This window comes from Streptomyces cahuitamycinicus, assembly GCF_002891435.1.
GTDB lineage: Bacteria > Actinomycetota > Actinomycetes > Streptomycetales > Streptomycetaceae > Streptomyces > Streptomyces cahuitamycinicus.
In genome coordinates, this window is record NZ_POUC01000014.1 from 28,388 (window position 1) to 48,178 (window position 19,791).

The window sequence follows — 19,791 nt, forward strand, 5'->3', positions numbered from 1 at the left end:
ATAGCGCACCAGAACCGAAGATCGACATGGCTGACTATGATCATGTTTTCCGTCCTGTTATCCCTGATGGCCCCTGAGGCTCACGCACAGGAAGAAGGGGAGAGTGCCGGCCAGTTCACCGTCACAAACCTCGATGGAAGTCCTATCAGGTGGCCGGAAGCTCCGAACAACCTACCGTAGGCCCACAAAAGTCCAGTTCAAGGACGGCGAACTGACCCACATCCTGCCGAATGCTGCACTACAGCCCTTTAACGGACAGTCCTTTTTCGGACAGTCCTTATCGAGGCTATTGACTGCCACCCATTCCCTCACCCAAGATCATTACGCAAACTCCCACTGGGGGAGTTAGGGGAGGAATACCGTGAGGATATCCGGCAAATCGATCGTTCTCGGCTTTGTGAGCGTGGCACTCGCAGCATTTAGCTTAGCTACACCGGCGGCCGCAGACGCCTCTCAGGCCGCCACCGTTACGGCGAACGGCACTGTCGTCGCCGCGGATGGTTCCAAGATCGGTCAGGTCGCCTTCCATAAGCGTGGTGACGGGACCAAGCCGCCCGCAGAGCTGGGTAACCCCTCAAAATGGGGTGCGATGGTGATCAACATAGACAATTCTCCTTCTGCGGCGCAGGGCTGCATCGGTGCCAGTGGCGGAAATTGGTGCTACGGCTACGAGCTGACCACCGACGGTAAGTACTGCTACTCGAACTACTACCACGGCACTAAAATGCACCATTCCTCGGTCAAGATTGGCGCATTGAAGGGGAGCGGTTACGCGGCCGCTGGCAAAACCTCCTATGCCAACCGGACAGGGGGCGGTGCCTACACCTGTGAAACCTTCTACAGTCTTGATGAGTAGATTCTGATCCCCGCATGACGCGGTCACCCTTTCGCTAAAGGGTAGGTTGGTGCGCCACTCGGGTCCGTTCCGTCGGCTGCGCAGTATCCGAGTGGCGCCACCTCCTACTTTTGAGTTAATCACGGAAAAGGGAAGAAGAAATCGCACACTTTCCGCGCACTCGTGTTGCGTCGCTCGCAGTGCCCCCCGGGGTCGGTTTTCTGCTTGGACTAGCGGGTCCCCTTACCGAAAAATGGGGCAATCCCGTTTGTGCCTCCCTGAATGTTGTTTTTTCTGATGGGTGGTCGTGGGTCTGTTATGCGTTCTTGGTGGGCTATTTCGGCCGATCCAAAATTGAGTCAGCGTTGCTGTCCTCTTTGGGGTTGGCTATCGGCGTGGTCACATACTATGCATTCAAGGACCTGAGCCCCACCGTCCCGGCCGGACTGGAATCTGGCGCCACCGGCGAGGTAAACTACTCCAGTATACTTGTATGGGGAATGGCAGCTTTCGCCCTTGGGGCACCCGTCGGGCTCTTGGGTAACCTGGCGCGAATTCCAAGTGTCGGCGGTCTCCCATTCCGACTGGTTGTTCCGCTCGTAGCGCTTTTCGAGACCTCCATGCAACTGGCTGCAGAGGCGGATGGGCAACGGGCGGTCCTTGGAATTACTTGGAATGTTATTCGGTTCATCGCGGGCGTTGTTGCTTTGGCTCTAGTAATTCACGCCATCCGGAGTCGGTGGCACTCTCGGCGTATTCGTTCCGCGGAGTCTGATCAGCACCGCGCCAGAAGGGACACTTCGCCCTTGTGACCTTCTGAAATCCAGCCTCGATTTCGTCAGCTGGGACCGTCGGTCGTTGATCGGCCCAGCGGAGCGCCCGTGTCTCCCGGGTGGTGCGGTCCTCTCCTCTTCGGTTCTCGTCGGGGCGAGTGTCGGTCGGTCAGGCGATGGCTGGGAGGGCGGTCAGCCGCCACCAGACGGTGATGAAGGCGCCGGCCCAGGGCCGCCAGCTCCCCAGGGGGTTACCGAGTCCCCCGCCGAGGCTGCTACGACGGGCTCCACCATCCCGTCGGATGACCACGTCATGCGGGGATCAGATACGCGTGCGCGTGTTCCCCTCACCCCGGTCTATGGCTGGGTAGAGACGACAACTACCAGTAGTGGTGAGCGCGCGACACACCGCTCACTTTCACCACCCACCAACCCCGCAGCCGATTGCAAAACCCCGTCAGGTCTCGCACTTTGGCCGAGCAGCGGACGGCTGCCCTCTCGTCGAAGTACACCCCAGGCACCGCCCCCGGCCCCGCAACCGGCCGGGGGCGCTCGTGTACCCACCCAGAGTCACACTGAGCTTCTTCGGGCGGGCCACCGATCGGGTGACAATCGTGAAGCGTAACGAGCGAGGCCCCCGGGCAGTTGATCGAGATGTCTGACGTCTCAACCACGCTGGTCAGGGGCCTCGTTGGTCGTCTATCCTGCCGCACTCGACCTGCCACATGCGCTCGTGGAGTGGGTCACCATGCTCATCGTCACCCGTGAGGGTGACCGCCGCTGCAAGCTCCGTCCGTCCCAGCGCGCGATAGTGGCACTGGTGTACCTGCGCGAGCACACCACCCTGGCGAAGGTCGCTGCCGGGTTCGGGATCAGCGAGTCCGCCGCCCACGCCTACACCAGCGCGGTCATCGACCTCCTCGCCGACCGTGCACCGGGCCTGCTGAAGGTCCTACGCGAGCAGAATCCGGACTTCGTCCTCCTGGACGGCACGCTCGCCTGGCTTCGACACTTTTCGATGGCCCCGGACGACAGCTTGGGTTCTAGAGGTGGTCGCAGCACCAGACCCTGAGGGGTGTTGCATTGACCAAGCCGCGGCGGACCGGCGGATTCTGGCGATCGTCGCAACACGCGATCACTCAAGTGTTGCGACGAGCCTAGCGAAGAGCTCGGCGGGTGTCCGCCAGCCGAGGGTCTCCGCCGCGAGGACGCAGACGGCTCGCGGTGGGGTGCGGTAGCGGGCAAGGGTGGGCGGTCCGAGCCCGCCGTAAGCCGGCTGGTGCGGCTCGACGTCCTCCGGGTGGGCGACTTCTTTCCCGTTCAGGGCCAGGACATAGGACAGCCCTCGCTCCGTCAGACCGAGCCGGAACGGGGTGCTGACGCCGTAGCCGGCGTCAGCGACCACGACCGGCGCCTTCAACTGCCAGGCGGCGAGTGTGTCCAACACGGCGAGCGCGAGACGCCACTTCTCCTGGTGGACCACGTCGTCGGGGACTCCTGCCCTGCGGCATCGGTCCGGCTCGTCCGTCCACTCACGCGGCAGATACAACTGCCACTGCAACGGGCACGAGGCGGTGTCGGTGGCGGCATGGACACTGACCGAGACCTGGCAGTTCGCCCGTTTGCCGACCGCTCCCTAGTATTGGCGGGCCACCCCCACCGACGCTGTGCCGCACTCGGGGAACGACACGTCGTCGATCACCCACACCTCAGGAGTGATCACTTCGGACAGCCGCTCGGCGATCCGCTGTCTGACCGGCAGCGGATCCCACGGCGGCTGGTTCACGAACTGCTGCAGGGCCTGCATGTTCCCGTCCGGCAGACGCTCGGCCATCGGCTGGATCGACTTGCGCCGGCCGTCCAGCATCAGGCCCCGCACATAGCACTCGCCCCACCGGAGCTGATCCCGCCGCGGCAACGATCCGAACACATCGGCAACGAACTCCGCCAACTCGGCCCGGAGCCGTTCCACTTCCCCCAACCTCACCCCGGGAAGCTTCCCACGATCAGCCGAGATCACTCAACGTAACGAAGCGCTACTAGAGACATACAAGTCGATCGTCCAGGCGCGCCCACCCTCACTGTTCACGCCGCAGAGTGAAGTGCAGAGAAGCAGGTAGCTGTCGCGGCCGTCGGCGCTGTGGTGTTCGGAGAAGGGGACGAACAGGTCGTCCGAGAGCGTGACGGAGGAGAAGTCGTCCTCGATCTGCGTGGTTGCGGCTTGAAAGTCGTCGAGCCGGTAGTCCGGCGCAGGGGGTTCGTACTCGTGGGCCATCTCAGACTCCGGCGGGCTCGGGCGCGGCCAGCAGCCGGTGGTGGGGGCGGGCCGCACTGGTGGTGCAGGCGCCGAACGGGCCGTCTGGGGTCCGCAGTTGGAGCAGGGCCGGGTCGAGGTGGTCGCGGTGCCAGGTGGAGGGACCGGTGAGGCCCGCCTGGACGTCGGTGAGTTGCTGCCAGGCGAGCCAGAGGGCGTGCAGCCGGGCCACGGCCTCGGGGTGCTCTTGCCACTGCCGGCACCACGGGCGGCCGGTGGTGATCTCCCGTCCGTAGACCGGCAGGAGCAGGTTGTGCACCCAGTTGGTCAGCGCGGCCAGTTCTTCGGCGTACGCCTTGGCGCCGAGCGCCAGGATGAAGACGGAGGCCGGGCCGTCGTTAGCATCGCCATCGGCCGGTGCGGAGGCCGATGCCGGGCTTTCAGGGTGCACGGGATCGGCCGGTTCGCTGTCGTCCTCGGACGGCTGGTCGTCGGTGAGCCGGGCGAATGTCTCGCCCTGCTTGCCGCTCTCGGCGACGAGTCGGGGGACCGTGGCGACGAGGTCGTCCAGGTCGTGGTCCGGTATGCGCACCGGCTCGCTCTCGTGGGCGGATTCGGACATGGCTACCCCTGGTGCAGGTTCTGGTGGGTGGGGTGTCGAGGTTCCGGAGAAACGGGGGTTTGGCCCGGCCGGGAAACGGGTGTAGAAGGCGCAGGTCAGCGCGGCGCGCGATGGCGGCATCCGGTCCTGGGTGGAGCCAGGATCTGCAGGGCGCGGGCGGCCTGCTGGGTACGACTCCGTTGCCCAGAGCGGTCAGTTGGGCGGGGCGCCCCAGTCCGGGTGTGCTGGTCACCCAGCCGGGAGGGAGGCCTTGCATCCACTCCACGAACCGCGCACTGAGGCGGCCGGCGTTGTCGGTTGGTCGCGGTGCGGGACGGGTGGCGTGTTCCCAGCGGGTGATCGCGGCGGCGTACGGCCCCCAGATCTCGGCCCGTCCTGCTGGTGCGCCGGATCCCCGAACAGCGGCGTTGCGTGCGTGCGCGGGGTCCTGCTCGCAGCGCCCTTCCGCTGCCCTGTCGTTCGTGTGGGCGTGGCATCCGGGGTGGGCCGCAGGCGTGCTGCTGCCGAGGGCAGGGTCAAGTCCCCATTGCTGTGGCGCTGGTTGGGCGAGCCCTTGGTGCCGTCGGAGGCCTTCGGGGTGGGCAGGAGCCACTCGATCTCGTCCGCCAGGTTCGGGCCGTGGCCGCCCTGCTTGCGTTTCGCCGGGTGCTGGCTGCCCCCGTTGGCCCCCAGGTTGCTGGTCGGGGTCTTGAGCAGCGGTGATCCGTCCGGATGGCCAGGCGGCGAGGAAGATCCGCTCTCGACGGTGCGGGGCTCCGACGTCGAGGCGCGAAGCACGCACCAGCGCGCATCGAACCGGATGTCGGCCAGGGAACCGAGTACGGCACCGAGTGCGCGCACAGGAGGCTAGCCTGCGGTGTCTCCCAGACACCACGGGCAGAGTTCCACGTCGCCAGGGGAACCGGCGGGCGAGGTGAGGAGCCCTCGGACATTCTCGATCACCACCAGGCAGGGGTTGAGGGCTTCGATGGCACGGACGACGTGGTGCCACAGGCAGGACCGGGTGCCATCAGCCAGTCCGGCGCGGCGGCCGGCGACGGAGACGTCTTTGGCAGGGGAAGCCGGCCGTCACGACGCACACCTCCGGGACATCGGCCCAGTTCGCGGCCGTGATGTCGCCGAGATTGGGCACGGTGGGCCAGTGGCGGGCCAGGATCCGGGCGGCACCTGGGTCGATCTCGGCGTGCCAGGCGAGCGTGCCTCCGAGGGCGGCCTGGACGCCGAGGTCCAGGCCGCCGTAGCCAGAGCACAGGCTCCCGATCAGTGGCGGCACAGCCACCGAGGCCAGGTCAGCGGCCATGGCGGGGTGCCGGAGTGTAGGCGAGCCGGACGGGACCAGGGGCGGGCGGCTCCGTGGGCAGGCGGTAGATCGAGATTGTCGGCTGTGCCGAACGGCTCAGCGCTGCAAGCACGCGCGGTGGCGTGCCGTCCAGCCGGTCCGCCGCGCCCCGCAAGGTGTCGCTCACCTCTTGGAGATCGTCGCGTACGAGCTCCATCCGCTCCTGGACGACACGGAACGCCGCCGCACGCGCGTCGTGCAGATCCGCCGAGTCGGGGGCCTCGGCGAAGCGGCGCAGGAAGCCGAACTGGGCATACGCCTCGGTGTAGTTCTCCATCGCGCGTCCCGCGGGCACCGCCCCCGAGGTGTACGCGTTTATGACCGGCCCGAGGCCGAGCCCGGGATCCTCGTCGACGGCCCGGAACAGGACCTCGTCCGACAGGTCCTTGATCAGCCCTGTCAGCGTGGTCAGATGGCCGATGGTGTTACACATCGTCTGCATCAGAGGTAGGTCACAAGCCCCCATGAGGGCACCTCCTTTCGGGAGCGGCGGCGATCACGGCGCGACGCTCGGCAGCACGCCGACGAGGCCGCAGTCGTGGTGGGGACGGCACTGGACGGCGAGCGTCGTGGAGCGCGACTCGGCTCCGGCGCCCGAGCCCTTCCAGGCGATGGCCTGCTTGCCGGTGACCGTGACGGCGTAGACATACGCCTCGGTGATCGCGCCGGGGTCCTGGGCCAGGGCGGTCTTGAACGCCTGTGGGTAGTGGCCCTCGCCGATCGTGGCGCTGGCGTGTTGGCGGTTGTCGTGCATCCGCGACCACAGCACCGGGCTGGGGATCTGGTTGGTGACGGACGCCCAGTCGGCGCACTTCTTCTCGTCGGTCATCCACCGCTTGAGCCCGGCCACATGCTCGGCCCGGGAGATGGAGCGGGTGTCGTACGACCAGAGGACCTTGGTGGCCGCCTTGGCGAAGGCGATCGGATCGCTCGTCCGGGGCGGCGCCGCGACGGCCTCACGCTTGCCGTTGGCCGTCTCCGGCGAAGCCGATTCCGGGGCGGACGTCCTAGCGGGAGTGGGGGCCGCGGAGGCTGCGGGCTCTGGGCGAGTCAGGTACGCGAGCAGTCCGGAGATCGCCAGCAGCACCGCGAGCACAATGCTGCCGAGAGCGATACGCCGAAGGACCGAGGAAGGCGCCCCGTAGGTGCGCTCCTTAGCAGTGCGGGAACGTTTCCTCGACATCAGTGGACCTGCGTCCCCATTGCCGAGAAGAACGCGACGATGCCGTTGGCCGCCCGGAGCAGCAGGGCGCAGCCTGCGGCGACGACCGTGCCCTTCTTGCCGTTCGCCTCTGCCTGGTGGCCACCGCTGTGGTGGCCCCAGGCCCAGACGAGGGCGGATATGGCCAGCGCGCCGACCACCGCGATGATGCTGTAGAGGTTGATCGAGGAGACGACGTTCTTCAGCACGCTGAGGCCGGGAAGCCCGCCCTCCTTCGAAGTGATGCCGGGGTTGTACGCCAGGTAGTGGGCGTGCTGCATGAGCTTCAAGTGGAACTCCAGTGCGATTTTGGGCGCGTGAGGGCCCGGGAGAGGAGATGGAGGGAGGGGAGGGGGAGAAGAAGCCGGTCAGACGATCCGGCGGGCGGCGACGATGTCCGCACGCCATTCGGCGAGGGTCGAGATCTTGACCACGTCGCCGGTCTTGGGGGCCTGCAGAATCAGCCCCTGGCCAACGAACATCCCGACGTGTTCGGGCGCTGCGGCCGTGCCGCGAGTGAACAGGAGGTCACCCGGCTTGAGGGCATCGACCCCGACCGCCTTGCCCTCCTTGACCTGCGTGTACGTGGTCCGGGAGATCGAGACACCGCCGGCCTTGTACGACGCCTGCATCAGGGACGAGCAGTCGCACCGGCCCATCGGGTCCTGACCGTGCGGAGCGGAGCACGTACCGCCCCACTGATACGGCGTACCGAGTTGACCAAGACCCCAACGGATCGCAGTACGCACCGACTTGGGCGCGCTGGCCGGGATCTCGTAGCCCTCGGGTATCGACCCCTCAGGGATCGGGCCGAAGGAGGACTCATCCTCGCCGGTGCCGCACCCGGCAGTTGCTGAGGTGGCCGTCTGCTCGGCCTCACTGTCGGTGTCGCTGTCCTTGCTGGAACTCCCGCTCTGGCTCAGCGACGTCGCGATGGAAGAGACCGAGCGAATCGCGATCCCCGTAATCCAGGTTCCGCAGCCCCGACTCCTGCAGGGCCGTTTCCAGGGCAACGATCTGCCCCCGTGCCGGCACCTTCATCGCGGCGCCGGTGGCCTGGATCGTCTCGGCGTTCGGTATCTGTTCCTCTGGGGCATCCAGACCCGAAACGGACACGGATCCCTTGCTGTCGTCCTTGAGGATCGACTTCACCAGCTTCGCGACCGCCGCGCTGTCCACAGCCTGTGCACCGCCTGCGGAACAGGCGGCCTGAGCACTGCTGGAACCAGCGAGAGCGACAGCGACCGGCGCTATCAACAACGTGGGGCCGAGCGCCACGGCCCCTGCTATGGCGATGGCCTTCTTCATGAAGGCGTGCCGAACGCCGAGCGGCAGGACAGGGAATCTGGCACTGGGGAGGGGCGCGCCTGGGCATACTGCATCGGCAGCTCCTTACTCGTAGGCGGCGCGGCGCAGGCGTTCTCGTCGAAAAGGTCACCGGCACCACGCCGGTTATAAATTCGCAATCCCTGAGGGAGCCCGGGAAACCAGGGCCGGGAGCTGCTAACTCCCGTCCGCTGGCCCATTACTGAAAATCGGCAGCCAGCCGCGCTCGTAATCTCACTCGCCACATGGGGAGTCCCCTTCGCCGATTAGGAAGCCATTCGGTGGGGTGCCAGACACGCTGTCCTTCGGACGGAACGGCACGCATCGACACAGCTCAGCAGGGACGGAACCAGGCCCCGTCCTGCGAACACGGCGAGACTGTAGGGACGAAATCCGGCCGCACCAAACGGCCCGTGCCTCGGGCGGTTTCGGGGCGCTCGGCCGAGATCGACCTCAATTGGGTGCGGCCGGAATTCGGGGTTAACCTCCAGCGCATTGATCGCCACGGCGACTGCTCTCGCAGTTCCACGGAGCGACCCATGCCGACGTGCGTATCCGTCCGCGAGCGGAGAAATGCGCGCACGACCGCCTCCCCGAAAGAGAGAACCGCGCAATGCCATACACCCTCCACCGAGGCGACGCGCTGACCGCCCTCGCAGGCATCCCCGACAACAGCGTCGATGCCGTCATCACCGACCCGCCCTACAACAGCGGCGGCCGAACGAGCAGCGAGCGCACCGGCCGCTCCGCGCGCGCGAAGTACACATCGGCGGACGCCGAGCACGACCTCGCCAACTTCCCCGGCGAGAACCGAGACCAGCGCTCGTACGGCTTCTGGCTCACCCTCCTGCTCACCGAGTCCTATCGCGCGACCGTCGAGTCCGGCACCGCGCTCGTCTTCACGGACTGGCGGCAGTTGCCAACGACGACGGACGCGCTCCAGGCCGCCGGGTGGACCTGGCGGGGAATCGCCTCGTGGCACAAGCCGGTCTCACGACCGCAGAAGGGCCGACTCAAGCAGTCGTGCGAGTACATCGTGTGGGGAACCAAGGGGCCGGTCGATGCCAACCGGAATCCCGTCTACCTCCCGGGTCTCTACACGGCGAGTCAGCCCCGGAAGGACCGCGTACACATCACGCAGAAGCCTGTGGAAGTGATGCAGGAATTGGTGAAGATCTGCCCTCCCGGCGAAACGGTCCTCGACCCCTTCACTGGCTCCGGCACGACCGGCGTTGCTGCCTTGCGTGAAGGCCGCCAGTTCATAGGCGTCGAACTCTCCTATCACTACGCCGACATCGCAGAAGCTCGGCTGTTGCAGACGCTGCAACAGACTGCACAGCGCGAGGACTTCGTCTTGGCGGGACCAGAGGAATGAGAGTAGGAACGCAGCACTGCTGTCCCGGAGATACAGAGCAGACGGCTGGTGGCATGTGAAGCACGAGTCACCAGCCGTCCATGCTCGGTGGAGGACTGCCAGGAACCCGGCGCACTGGGGGGCGCGCCACCGTGCTGTGCGGTTGTCGGTGCGGCTCCGTAAGCTGCTGACATGAACACCGTGCACGCCAGGGTCTGGCAGTTCGAGATCGTTCCGGGGGCGGGTGGAGATCCCAGCGTTCACGCGAAGAAGCTTGGAGGGATGGACCTACCCGTCCATCTCGCTCGTCTGGTTCACATCAACGCGTTGGCCTGCGACTTCCGGCGAGTCGTGGACTACCGCATCCGTCTGCACGAGGCCCGGCTGCTGACCAGCTACCTCGCCGCCCCAAGCGGCTTGGCCCTTCAGGTCGACTACTCGTCTCTGCTGGCTACATCACTGCACGTCCGACGGTTCATCAGTGAGTGCGCAGGGCTCGGGGTGATGACAGCCGGGAGCGAGTCGTTGTTCTCCTGGAAGCCTGGGCGTAACACTCTGCATAGCTTCGATGTCCTCCCGCCCGGCCCGTTGCAGACCAAGTACGGGACGTTCGGCGTTAGGCCGGACCTTCTGTTCCACCTGCCGAACGGGCCCGTCGCCGGAGAGGCGCGTGGACGTCACCGCGAGGCGAAAACGCTGTTCCCGAAGAACCCGGATTCGAACCAGAAGAAGCGGCTTCTTCAACTCGCCTCCTGGTCAGCAGACTTGCAGGATCACCCGTACTTCATGAGCTGGGTATGGATCGGCGCGACCGGCGTGGGAGTTGACATCTTCATCCCTAAAGCCGGTTGGTTGGGTGGTGACGGCGTGCAGCTCGGGGCGATCCAGGAGGAGTACGAGCCAGATTGGTGGATTGAGCCGCCGCGCCGGGTGCGGGGATCCGAGCTGGACGACGGTATGGACAGGCGACCCTCGGCCCTACGGCCCGGAAGGAGGCGTACCAACGTGGTAGCCATCCGCGACCGCACGGACGAGAGAGTGGGGGACGTCCTCGACACGCTCTACCGGACAGCCGGTCCGACAGTCGGAAGCTTCGCAGGCGTACCTGTACGAGGTTCTTGGGCATCAGCCGACGAACTGGGCACTGCCCGTCATGACGTCCTGATCGGCGTCCTGGCCGAGTACCCATCAGGGCAGCGCCGAGCCCGCCGACACCCCGAGGGCATCGAGTTGGCGGGGAAACGGGCGGACGTCCACTTGGAAGGGCGGCTCCTCACCGTCGTCCGCGAGACCGGTGGCACCTGGCCGAGTTGGGCGCAGCTTGAGGACGAGCTCCTTGAGGTGTGAAATACCGATGTCCCGCTCCAACGGCCATCACGGTTCCAGCCTCGAAAGTCAGGCTGCCTCGAACGCCCGCCGGATCAGCGGGCCTGCCTTCTCAAGGCATGCAGCCGAGGAGATCCGGACCTCCAGGTCGCCTGTTCCGAGATGGCCAATGCCACGCATGTCGCGCGAGAAGCCCTCCTCCAGCGCCACGGTGTCCGGGTCAACCCTCAGGTAGACCAGGATTGCCTCGTGTTTGCGTCGGAAGATGACGGAGGCGATGTTCACCATCCGTCTGTAGGCGATGTAGTGCTGCTTTGTGTCGACTTCCACTTCGCCCGAGGCGGTTAGCACCTCGTCCAGCTCAGCGTAAAGCGCACGCAAATCATCGGAAACCGCGTCGAGAGTCGCCTGAACGGACTTGGTGCCACCGTCGACATCAACCGTTACTTCCCGTCCCGGAGAACGTCGCCGAGCCGATGCTGGGCTGGTGGTCCCGGGGGCCGACTCGACCAGCATCAGGCTCAGCAGCCCGCCGTCGAAGACGCGGTAGCGCACGAGGTCAATCCGCTTGTTCAGGTCGTGCACGGCAACCCGGTCGTGATGCGAGAAGCCGGCGGCGATGCAGACCATTCGCGGATTTCGCCAGTCGATCGCCTCTGCTGCCTCTGTGCCCAGCTTCTCCTTGACCAGCGCCTCGAATTCGTGACGCGCGGAGCGTAGCCACGACAGGTACGAGACCGCCTGCGACACGACTCCGTTATCGGAGCCCTTCTTGTACTCCACTTTACCGACCGCAGGAGCTCGCGAACCGTCCCTGAACTGCGACGACTCATAGACTGCATGTCCGCGACGGGGAGTTGTGGCCGTGGTTGGGGCTCGGGTGCGCTTCTTCTTGAGGGACCTCGCTGCCGACCAACACGGACGTGGTCGGTGCTGGGAACTCGGCGCGACCTCCTGTGCCGCGCTTGCCGCAGACGCAAGGTGCTGACCAGGTATTTCTTGTCCCCCCCCCAGAAGAAACGCGCCCCAACCGCGACGCGTCCCGGCCCAGCACGCGCGTCAGCTCCTGCGCGGACACCGGTCCCGCAGCCGCCACGACCGCCGCGAACACCTGCCGGTAGGCCCCGGGCAGGGACTGAGCGTCCATCCCGGGCTGCCAGACCGGCGGGCGCGGGTCATAGCCCGGGCGCAGGACGGGGACAGGAAAGCCACAGATCATCGAGCTACAGCACGGTTCACCACCACGCTCTGATTCATACGTAGGCGGCGGGGCCAAGACGCCTTTCCGTGGGGACTTTCCGGCCCGCAGCTTGTGGATTCAAGCCAAACGTGATCAGCAAGCGCAATTGTCATGCCCAATTCACCGCTCAGTCACCTGCTGTCGCGAGTCTCGCCCGAGCACGTCGATCACAGGGAGCGCAATCCAACTTCGACAAGCAGGGGGGCATACATGCGAAGACTTCATCACGCGTACCGAGGGATCGTAGCGGCGGCGGTCGGCGGGGTTCTCACGCTGACCACACTTACCACCGCCCAGGCAGCGCCGGCACCGCTCACCGATCCGGCAGAGGTGGCGGCGATCGCCGATCAGCTGGGCAATAAGCGCACAGCCGGCATCTACTACCAGGACGAACGACTCGTTGTCGCCGTTACCGATCAGGCCGCGGCAGAAACCGTGCGAAGCGCTGGGGCGGCAGCGGAGGTCGTCCCACACAGCGCGGCCGAGCTCAGCTCCGCCAAGGCGGAACTGGATCAACTGGCGGGGATACCCAATACTGCCTGGAGTATCGACCAGAGCAGCAACCGGGTGAAAGTAAAGATCTACGACGGGGTCTCCGACGCCGACAGGACTCGAATCGAGGAGGCCGTTTCCGGAATCGGGGACGCGGTCGACATAACCGAACACTCCGGCAAGATCGAATCGACCGCGTACGCCATGCGCGGCGGCCTCGGCATAAAATCGGATTTCACGTCAGGCGGGGCAAACTGGACCAAGACCTGCTCGGCCGGATTCAACGTGCAGAATTCCAGCGGTAAGAAGTACATGCTTACCGCCGGCCATTGCATGCAGGGAGGCGCTGTTACCTGGCGCCGCAGCAGCGGGGACATTCCCCTCGGAAGGGCCATCGACTGGGCCTACGGCAACGACGTGAATCAGTCCGACTACGGAGTGGTGGAGTACAGCAACAGCGACGTCGCGCCGTACGGAACGATCCAGTACAGGGACGGCTCGGAAGGGCAGATCTCGCGTTCCGCCTCCGCGTTCGAGGGAGAGAAGGTGAAGCGCGTGGGGACCATGAGCCAGGACCTGGTGGGCATGGTGCTGGCGACGAACGCGACGGTCACCTACACCGACGGCACCACCCTCACCAACATGGTCGAGGCGAGCAACTGCACCGTGCATGGCGACAGCGGAGGACCCCTCTTCAGCGGTGAGACGGCGCTGGGCATCAATTCGGGCGGCAGCTATGCCAACCAGCCATGTGGGGATTCCGACAGTCAAGCGGACCGTTCCAGCTTCTACGAGCCGGTATACAAGGTGCTCTCCTGGGAGGGCCTGAAGGTCTACTAGGCCACGGACGACCTCTCGCTGCCTGCGGCCCTGCGACGCCAACGCAGATGCAGCAGGCGGCGAGAGGCCGTGAGTGAACCCGGATGCGCCCGTCCGCGTCGAAGGTGTGGGAGTGGGGCAGCGCTGGACGCTGAAGAGCCCTCGCGCCCTTGTGTTCCGTACCTAACCCTCGTCGACCGCCACAGAGGACTCCATGAATACGCAACCGAAGCGCTCCGTCTGCATACTATTGGTATCACTCCTGAGCATGAGCCTCCTTGCTGGTTGCGGCAATGATCAGCGCACAGACGATGGTCATGCGAGCGATCAGTCGCTGCGCATGCAGGAAGAGCGTGCCCGGCAAGTAGCCGATGCCTGGCGGGCATCTGCAGCCGCCGCTGCCTGGGCGCAGGGCTACTACCCGATGGCCGACGCGGTGCAGAAGCCGGAATCCGGCTGGCGCAGTAAGGCAGACGAGCGAGCCTACGAAACGAAGAACTTCGTCCTGGGCGGCGATCTGCCCAGCACAGCCGCCGCCCTCGGGAAGGTGGACTGGGGAAAGAGGAAAGATCTCACCCGCCCACTGATCGGGGCAAAGAAGGCATACCAGTCGTTCGCCCTTAACCGCAGTGACGGACCCCAACTGACCGTGACTGGGGCCCGTCTCGGAACAACAACCATCATGACAAGCCGCGGCAGCGCAACCGTTCCCGCATGGTTGTTCACGCTGGAGAGCTACGACACCCCGCTCAAGCGTGTCGCCGTGACCCCCTCAAAGCTTCCCAAGCCGCCGATCGGACAAGCCCGACAAGGGGCTACTGGCGGTCTCAGGAGCATCGCCCGGTTGGCCGGAACGGCGGCAGATGGCCGCTCCCTATCTGTGAAGGCCACTCACGGATCCTGCGACGACGGCCCCATCGTCAAAGCGCTGGAAACAGATGAGAGCGTAGTACTGTACGCCTCCATCAAGGGGGCCGAAAGCGGCACATGCCCCGCCGACATGATCGAACAGAACGTGAGGGTCGAACTGTCGCAGCCGATCGGTGACCGCCTCCTCCTGGACGCCCTCACCGGTCGACCAGTGCCGTTCGGAGACCCCAAAGGGGCGGCACCGAGCTGGACGTAAGCGCAACATCATCCAGCCCTCCATGTACGCCGTCCACTCGGGAGCAGTCGCCGCCGAGCAGCAGCGGGGGCGAAAGTTCACCAACGTGGAGGACATCGAGATCGAACTGTGGGCCCGCTCCAGCATGAGCGGCTCGTCCCCGGCTGTGGTCGGGTAGCCGGATCACGTTGCCGTGACCCGGCCCCCTCAGAACCGGACGTGCACCTTTCAGCGCATCCGGCTCAAGCAAGCCACGAGGGCTTCGCAGGTCAGCAGGGTTATCTGGCCCGTTCGCTGTCGCCAGCGTGATGCTGACGGTGGCATTCGGAGTGCACGAGCCGTCCACCGGGAGGGAGGACGGGCCGTGAAGTGGCTGGGCAGGAGGATCAGGACTTCGGCGCCGGTTCGGCTATGCGAGCTTCGAGGTCGGCGACGCGCCGGTCCTGGAAGCGGAGGTTGGAGCGGGCGGCCTTGAGTCGTTCGTCGAGGGTGCGGTTGTCGGTGGTGAGCTGGCGGACGCGCTGTTTGAGGGTGGTGCTCTCGGTGGTGATCCGCTGGATAGCGCCCTCGGTCCATTCGTCCTGCAAGTCCCGTATCTGGCCCATGAGTTCGCCAATCCGAGTGCGCTGGGTGAGGATCTCGGTGTGGGCGGCCTTGAGGGCGTCCTGGGAGTTCAGGGCGCGTTCGCGCCACGTCGCCTCGCGTTCGTCGCCCTGTTCAGCGAGCGTGCCGGATTGGTGTTCGCCGGCCTGCGTAATCGCTGCGGCGACCGCGGCTCTGGCCTCGACGTTGCCGTAGAGAAGGTGCGCGAGACGCCCGCTCGGCGGGCGACGGCGGCGACACTGATCTGGGCTTTCTCGCGTCGGAGCCGGGCGATGGCCTGGTGGACGCGCTCAGGGGCGGCTTCGGTCTTGCGGCGGCGGGCGGCCAGGGCCGCCGCGGTGCGGGGTTCGGGAATGGCGGCGGTGTTCATGCGGCTTCCTGTTCGGGGTCGTCTCCCTCGGCTGTGCATGTATCGCTGTACTCGTCCTGCTCGTCGCTGCCCGCGTCGGCGAGGTCGGCGGTGCGGAAGGCGGTGGACCACACGCGGTGGAAGTAGTCCTGGGGTTTGCGCAGGTCCAGGGCGAGAGCGTCGTCGAGGAGGCCAAGGCCGGCCAGGGCCTTTTCCAGGCCGTCGATGGCGCGGGCGCTGGGCTCGAAGTAGCGATGGAGGTAGTCGGCGGTGGCGTCGTCCGGGGCACCCTCGGCCAGCAGCAGCCACTGCTCACGCTTGCGACGCCAGTAGAGCAGGTCCGCGCCGGACAGGACGAACTTGTCACAGTTGTGGCAGTCGAGGCTGAAGGGGCAGGCGCCGCCCTCGACGACGGGCTGGAAGGTGCAGAACCCGCCCTCCGCGGGGGTGCTGCGGCGGGACAGGTCGAATGGCCAGGGCCTGGGCCTGCTCGCGGGTGAGCGGGGTGGTGTCGCTGGTGAGGAGTTCGCCGGGGTGGGCGGCGCCGGGTCCGGCGACCCAGACGTGCTGGAGGACGTTGTCCAGGTCCGATTGGGTCAGGTGGACGTAGTGCTCGGCCATGCGGTCGGAGACCTGGCCGAGGTAGCGGCGGATGTGCGTCAGGCTCGCACCGTGCCGCAGCAGCCGGGTGGCCAGCGTATGTCGGGCCTGGTGGGCGACGTAGTGACCGCCGAGGTCAAGCTCGGCGAGCCAGCTACGGAACCCGGTGTGGAACCAGGTGTAGGACAAAGCGCGGCGGCCGTCTGGGTTGAGGATGTCGGTGGGGAACAAGGCCAGGTGAGCGCGCTCGGCGGCAGTGGGCGGGCGGCCGGCGTGCCGGTCGACGTAGCGGGTCAGGGTCTTTTGGCGGCGTTCTTCGAGCCGGTCCAGGAGATGGTCGGGGATGCGGACGGCCGCATTCAGGTTGCCGACCTTGGTCTGGTCGTGCCAGAGCAGGGGCAGCCCGCCGTAGCGGCCGACGCAGTCCAGGCGCAGCTGGATGACCTCGCTGGCGCGCCGGCCGGTGACGATGATGGTCTCCCACATATCCCTCAGGCCCCGGTCGTGCGGGTTGTAACCGGCGGCGAGCTGCTGCAGGTTGGCCTCGTCCGCAAGCGCCCGGGCGACTTCGTCGGGGAAGGGGTTGCGGCTGCGGGGCGTGCCCGGGCCACCGACCGGCATGGCGGCGATGAAGGCGCGGTCCAGACCGATCTGCTCGCCGCTGCCGCTGTCCAGCGCGCCGCGCAGCAGGGCCCGGCCGTAGTTGAACACCAGCCGGCGCGAGTTCTCGGTGACTTTCGCCCTTTTGCCGTCCAGGCGGGCCTGGCCGCGGAAGGCCAGGCCGAGGCGTTCGCGGTTGCGCAGGTCCGCGACGAAGCGGTGGACGTGCTCGCCTCGCAGCACCGTGGGGTCGTGGCCGCCGCCCGGTGTCTCCGCTTCCAAGAACGCGGCCAGTTCGGCGCCGGCGCGGCGCACGAAGTCCACCGGCTGGGCGCTGCGCGGGCAGGTGGGCGAGCGCAGCACGTCGGCGATGTGGTCCCACAACAGGTCGCGCAGCCACCCTTCCTACGCGGCCTGTTGGAGCGGCTGCGTACGCGTGGAGCGGTTGGGCACCGGTGGCTGGAGAAGTTCCTCGACGAGGCGGGCACCAGCCGCTACTTCATCTGGGGAGGGCGCCCGCGCGGCATGAAAGCCTTCCCCAAGGGGGTCTCCGCACCGAGCTTCCTGCTCGCGCGGCCCAAGCCGAGCAGCGAGTTCGACTTCGCCGCCGGACGTCTGTCCTGGTACCAGGCCTGGGCCCAGCGCTGCCTCGACATGACCCGCGAGCAGGCCGACGAGTTCTGGGTGCGGCTTCTGCCCCGGCTCACTGACGCCGGGCTGCTCGCTGCGCGCATCCCGAGCGACACGGCGGCCCGTCTGCACGGCCTTCAACCGGGCGCCATCCGGTTGCAGTTGCTGACGGACGCCCAGGTCAACGAGGCGTATGTGCGCTGCCCGAAGTGCTTCTGGGAGCAGACCGTCCACCCCTCGCTGCTGGCGCAGTATCACGGGCAGCCCTGTCAGGCGTATCGCTGCACGACCGGGCGGCTGGTCGCGGGGGATCGGTGGCTGGAGACTGTGGACCGGCACGACCGGGACCGCGACTACCGCGACGACTACTACCGCAGCCTGTACCGGCGAGCGGGTACCTACCAGGTCATCACCGCCGAGCACACCGGTCTGCTTTCCCGCGGCAAGCGCGAACGCGTCGAGGACGCCTTCCGTAACGGCGAGGGGTTCAACGACCCCAACGTGCTGTCCTGCACGCCTACCCTCGAGATGGGCATCGACATTGGCGACCTGTCCGCCGTCGTCTTGGGCGCCCTACCGCAAGGCCAGGCAGGAGGAGCTGCTGGGCATGCTCGCCGAGGAGTGGCGTCTGTGAGTGCGGGCCGGGGACATCGAGCCTCGCTTCACGTCGCCGACTCCACAGCCGAACTCGACCGGCCCGGCCACGACTCCGTCCCCCTCCCGGACCTGGGCTGGCAGGAGGACCTGGCAACCTACCGCCCCTTCCTGTCGTATTCCGCGCCCGGCCACGTGATCGGCGGCAGGCCCAGCGAGATGTACGACGCGGTCGCCTCCATCCTCAGGCTGGAGCAACTGCCGCCGCCGACAAGCGGTTGCGCGAGCTGGCTCGCGAGTACGAGGCACCCGCCAAGGCGGCCAGGGCCGAACTGCCCGCCCTGCTCACCCTCCTGGACGGCACCGACGACCCCCGCGCCCAGGCTGCCCACACGGCCCTGAGCGGCCGGCGCCCGGACCTCGCACGAGCGGCCGAACTGGCCGCCAGGACCGGCACGGCGGACGAGTCCCTCCTGTTCGACCTGCGCCGCCGCTCCACCCTGGCCGGACCCGACACCGAGGCGGTCGTCACGGCCGTGACCCGGCTGCGCGAAGCCATCGCCTCCGCCGAGGACCTGCGGGGCACCTCCGCCGAGGACGCGCTGCGCCGCGCCGAACTCCTCGCCCGCGCGCTCGCCCATCACCGTTCCCACCCCGCCCTCGTCACCTGCCCGGTGTGCGGCGGCACGGCCCGCCTCGACGAGGAATGGGCACGCGACGCCGCCGAGCAGGAACGCCTGCTGCGCGCCGAGGCCGAGCAGATCCTCACCGCCCGCAGGGAACTCGACGCGGCCGCGCAGGCCGTCCGTGACCCGGCCGTCCCGCCCCCCGAGTGGCTGCCATCAGAGATCGCCGCCGCCTGGGACGACTGGCTGAGGTGCCGTACCGTCTCCGACCCGGCCGCGCTGGCGTCCGTCTCCGAGAACGCCGCACGGACCGCCGCCGACGCCGCACGGGTCACCCGTCAGGAGGCCGCGGGGCGCCTCGCCGACCAGGACGACACCTGGCGGACGCCGCGCGGGGTCTCGCCGCCTGGCACGACAAGGCCCACGCCGCAGAGCAGGCGGCCCCACACCTGGCCCGCGTCAAGACCGCCCAGAAGTGGCTCAAGGCCACCCACGACTATCCGCGCCGACCGGATGCGGCCCATCGCCGAGGACGCCCAGCGCATCTGGCCCAACCTGCGCGAGCAGAGCAACGTCGCGCTCGGCCCCGTCCGCCTCGGCGGCTCCGGAACCCAGAGCAAGGTCGCCCTCGACGTGACCGTCGACGACATCGACGCCCCCGCACTCGGCGTGATGAGCCAGGGAGAACTGCACGCCCTTGCCCTGTCCCTCTTCCTCCCACGCACCTTCCTCCCCGAGAACCCCTTCCGGTTCCTCGTCATCGACGACCCGGTGCAGTCCATGGACCCCGCCTGCTGCGCCACGCCCCCGCAGAGGCCCTGCGCCGCTACCGGCAGGCTCGCAAACCGCAGCTGGCCCGCTGCCCGCCACACGCCCAGGCCCTGTGCCTGGAGTCCTACGCCGAGCCGGACACGGCCCGCCGCTGGTCGTCGACCTGGGCCGGTCTCAGCCGGGCCTGCCACTACTACGGGTACGAGCTGGCTCCCACGCAGGCGGAGCTGTGTGCGTGGCGGGACGACGTCGAGCGGGTGATCGGGGCCTTGGCACCCCGGATGCAGTGACGGATCGCCGTCGGACGGCGGGTCCACTGCGCGGGGCGGGCG

The 19,791-nt window shown here is 67.2% G+C and carries 18 protein-coding genes and 3 pseudogenes; 8 read left to right on the forward strand and 13 right to left on the reverse strand.

The window, feature by feature from the left end; translation table 11 throughout:
* Positions 1-361: 361 nt before the first annotated feature.
* Together C1J00_RS44580 and C1J00_RS03725 are read left to right on the forward strand one after the other, a co-directional pair.
* Positions 362-856, forward strand: coding sequence for a lactococcin 972 family bacteriocin (locus tag C1J00_RS44580; RefSeq protein WP_146046129.1), 495 nt, complete (start codon positions 362-364; stop codon positions 854-856).
* 1,443 nt (positions 857-2,299) lie between these two features.
* Positions 2,300-2,608, forward strand: a pseudogene (locus C1J00_RS03725) (helix-turn-helix domain-containing protein); the annotation flags it as partial.
* 201 nt (positions 2,609-2,809) lie between these two features.
* Here C1J00_RS03725 and C1J00_RS03730 read toward each other — a convergent pair.
* The 9 genes and pseudogenes from C1J00_RS03730 to C1J00_RS48155 all read right to left on the reverse strand — a co-directional run.
* Positions 2,810-3,595, reverse strand: a pseudogene (locus tag C1J00_RS03730) (IS701 family transposase); the annotation flags it as partial.
* Positions 3,596-3,628: 33 nt separating this feature from the next.
* Positions 3,629-3,883, reverse strand: coding sequence for a hypothetical protein (locus C1J00_RS03735; RefSeq protein WP_102907593.1), 255 nt, complete (start codon positions 3,881-3,883; stop codon positions 3,629-3,631).
* A gap of 1 nt (position 3,884) precedes the next feature.
* A complete protein-coding gene (locus C1J00_RS03740; protein WP_102907594.1) occupies positions 3,885-4,484 on the reverse strand; it encodes a DUF4913 domain-containing protein in 600 nt (199 codons plus the stop codon).
* Positions 4,485-5,330: 846 nt separating this feature from the next.
* Positions 5,331-5,501 carry a DNA cytosine methyltransferase gene (locus tag C1J00_RS48055; protein WP_369333483.1) on the reverse strand — a complete coding sequence of 57 codons (171 nt, stop codon included), beginning with the start codon at positions 5,499-5,501 and terminating at the stop codon, positions 5,331-5,333.
* The gene (locus tag C1J00_RS46345) at positions 5,494-5,784 is read right to left on the reverse strand and encodes a DNA cytosine methyltransferase (RefSeq protein ID WP_245936178.1); all 291 of its coding nucleotides are present in this window, start codon (positions 5,782-5,784) and stop codon (positions 5,494-5,496) included. Before C1J00_RS46345 ends, C1J00_RS48055 begins: the two co-directional genes overlap by 8 nt.
* Positions 5,774-6,265 carry a hypothetical protein gene (locus tag C1J00_RS03755; protein ID WP_102907595.1) on the reverse strand — a complete coding sequence of 164 codons (492 nt, stop codon included), beginning with the start codon at positions 6,263-6,265 and terminating at the stop codon, positions 5,774-5,776. Before C1J00_RS03755 ends, C1J00_RS46345 begins: the two co-directional genes overlap by 11 nt.
* Positions 6,266-6,319: 54 nt before the next feature.
* Complete coding sequence (locus tag C1J00_RS03760) at positions 6,320-7,006, reverse strand: hypothetical protein (protein ID WP_102907596.1); 687 nt, start codon at positions 7,004-7,006, stop codon at positions 6,320-6,322.
* Positions 7,006-7,305, reverse strand: a complete 300-nt coding sequence (locus C1J00_RS03765) for a DUF6112 family protein (RefSeq protein ID WP_102907602.1) — start codon at positions 7,303-7,305, stop codon at positions 7,006-7,008. Before C1J00_RS03765 ends, C1J00_RS03760 begins: the two co-directional genes overlap by 1 nt.
* 87 nt (positions 7,306-7,392) lie before the next feature.
* Positions 7,393-8,332 (reverse strand): annotated as a pseudogene (locus tag C1J00_RS48155) (C40 family peptidase).
* 631 nt (positions 8,333-8,963) lie between these two features.
* On the opposite strand from C1J00_RS48155, the gene C1J00_RS03775 reads away from it, so the two are divergent.
* Together C1J00_RS03775 and C1J00_RS03780 are read left to right on the forward strand one after the other, a co-directional pair.
* Positions 8,964-9,725 (forward strand): DNA-methyltransferase, encoded by a 762-nt coding sequence (locus C1J00_RS03775; protein WP_102907597.1) that lies wholly within the window; start codon positions 8,964-8,966, stop codon positions 9,723-9,725.
* A 171-nt stretch (positions 9,726-9,896) separates the two neighbouring features.
* On the forward strand, positions 9,897-11,051 hold the full coding sequence (locus C1J00_RS03780) for a hypothetical protein (RefSeq protein ID WP_146046130.1): 1,155 nt from the start codon (positions 9,897-9,899) through the stop codon (positions 11,049-11,051).
* 48 nt (positions 11,052-11,099) lie between these two features.
* Here the strand turns inward: C1J00_RS03780 and C1J00_RS03785 are convergent, their stop codons facing one another.
* The gene (locus C1J00_RS03785) at positions 11,100-11,813 is read right to left on the reverse strand and encodes a DUF5655 domain-containing protein (RefSeq protein WP_245936181.1); all 714 of its coding nucleotides are present in this window, start codon (positions 11,811-11,813) and stop codon (positions 11,100-11,102) included.
* A 667-nt stretch (positions 11,814-12,480) separates the two neighbouring features.
* Here C1J00_RS03785 and C1J00_RS03790 point away from each other — a divergent pair.
* The 3 genes from C1J00_RS03790 to C1J00_RS47580 all read left to right on the forward strand — a co-directional run bounded on the left by C1J00_RS03790 (position 12,481) and on the right by C1J00_RS47580 (position 14,864).
* Positions 12,481-13,602, forward strand: coding sequence for a S1 family peptidase (locus C1J00_RS03790; protein WP_180989392.1), 1,122 nt, complete (start codon positions 12,481-12,483; stop codon positions 13,600-13,602).
* 247 nt (positions 13,603-13,849) lie between these two features.
* Entirely contained in the window at positions 13,850-14,707 is an 858-nt protein-coding gene (locus C1J00_RS03795) for a hypothetical protein (RefSeq protein WP_245936182.1), read from the forward strand.
* 22 nt (positions 14,708-14,729) lie between these two features.
* The gene (locus C1J00_RS47580; RefSeq protein ID WP_281262741.1) at positions 14,730-14,864 is read left to right on the forward strand and encodes a hypothetical protein; all 135 of its coding nucleotides are present in this window, start codon (positions 14,730-14,732) and stop codon (positions 14,862-14,864) included.
* Between the two features lie 208 nt (positions 14,865-15,072).
* Here the strand turns inward: C1J00_RS47580 and C1J00_RS46360 are convergent, their stop codons facing one another.
* The 3 genes from C1J00_RS46360 to C1J00_RS03805 form a co-directional block, all read right to left on the reverse strand.
* Positions 15,073-15,273 carry a hypothetical protein gene (locus C1J00_RS46360; protein WP_245936183.1) on the reverse strand — a complete coding sequence of 67 codons (201 nt, stop codon included), beginning with the start codon at positions 15,271-15,273 and terminating at the stop codon, positions 15,073-15,075.
* Positions 15,274-15,359: 86 nt separating this feature from the next.
* Positions 15,360-15,659, reverse strand: coding sequence for a hypothetical protein (locus C1J00_RS46365; RefSeq protein WP_245936184.1), 300 nt, complete (start codon positions 15,657-15,659; stop codon positions 15,360-15,362).
* A 342-nt stretch (positions 15,660-16,001) separates the two neighbouring features.
* The gene (locus tag C1J00_RS03805) at positions 16,002-17,222 is read right to left on the reverse strand and encodes a tyrosine-type recombinase/integrase (protein ID WP_245936185.1); all 1,221 of its coding nucleotides are present in this window, start codon (positions 17,220-17,222) and stop codon (positions 16,002-16,004) included.
* A 1,118-nt stretch (positions 17,223-18,340) separates the two neighbouring features.
* Here C1J00_RS03805 and C1J00_RS45015 point away from each other — a divergent pair.
* A complete protein-coding gene (locus C1J00_RS45015; RefSeq protein ID WP_180989393.1) occupies positions 18,341-19,720 on the forward strand; it encodes a hypothetical protein in 1,380 nt (459 codons plus the stop codon).
* The last annotated feature ends 71 nt before the right edge of the window (positions 19,721-19,791 follow it).

Bases quoted from the DNA above. Each gene is read 5' to 3' on its own strand.
- C1J00_RS03735 (WP_102907593.1), bottom strand. From the start codon at position 3,883: ATGGCCCACGAGTACGAACCCCCTGCGCCGGACTACCGGCTCGACGAC.
- C1J00_RS03740 (WP_102907594.1), bottom strand. From the start codon at position 4,484: ATGTCCGAATCCGCCCACGAGAGCGAGCCGGTGCGCATACCGGACCAC.
- C1J00_RS46345 (WP_245936178.1), bottom strand. From the start codon at position 5,784: ATGGCCGCTGACCTGGCCTCGGTGGCTGTGCCGCCACTGATCGGGAGC.
- C1J00_RS03755 (WP_102907595.1), bottom strand. From the start codon at position 6,265: ATGCAGACGATGTGTAACACCATCGGCCATCTGACCACGCTGACAGGG.
- C1J00_RS03760 (WP_102907596.1), bottom strand. From the start codon at position 7,006: ATGTCGAGGAAACGTTCCCGCACTGCTAAGGAGCGCACCTACGGGGCG.
- C1J00_RS03765 (WP_102907602.1), bottom strand. From the start codon at position 7,305: ATGCAGCACGCCCACTACCTGGCGTACAACCCCGGCATCACTTCGAAG.
- C1J00_RS03775 (WP_102907597.1), top strand. From the start codon at position 8,964: ATGCCATACACCCTCCACCGAGGCGACGCGCTGACCGCCCTCGCAGGC.
- C1J00_RS03780 (WP_146046130.1), top strand. From the start codon at position 9,897: ATGAACACCGTGCACGCCAGGGTCTGGCAGTTCGAGATCGTTCCGGGG.
- C1J00_RS03790 (WP_180989392.1), top strand. From the start codon at position 12,481: ATGCGAAGACTTCATCACGCGTACCGAGGGATCGTAGCGGCGGCGGTC.
- C1J00_RS03795 (WP_245936182.1), top strand. From the start codon at position 13,850: ATGAGCCTCCTTGCTGGTTGCGGCAATGATCAGCGCACAGACGATGGT.
- C1J00_RS47580 (WP_281262741.1), top strand. From the start codon at position 14,730: ATGTACGCCGTCCACTCGGGAGCAGTCGCCGCCGAGCAGCAGCGGGGG.
- C1J00_RS46365 (WP_245936184.1), bottom strand. From the start codon at position 15,659: ATGAACACCGCCGCCATTCCCGAACCCCGCACCGCGGCGGCCCTGGCC.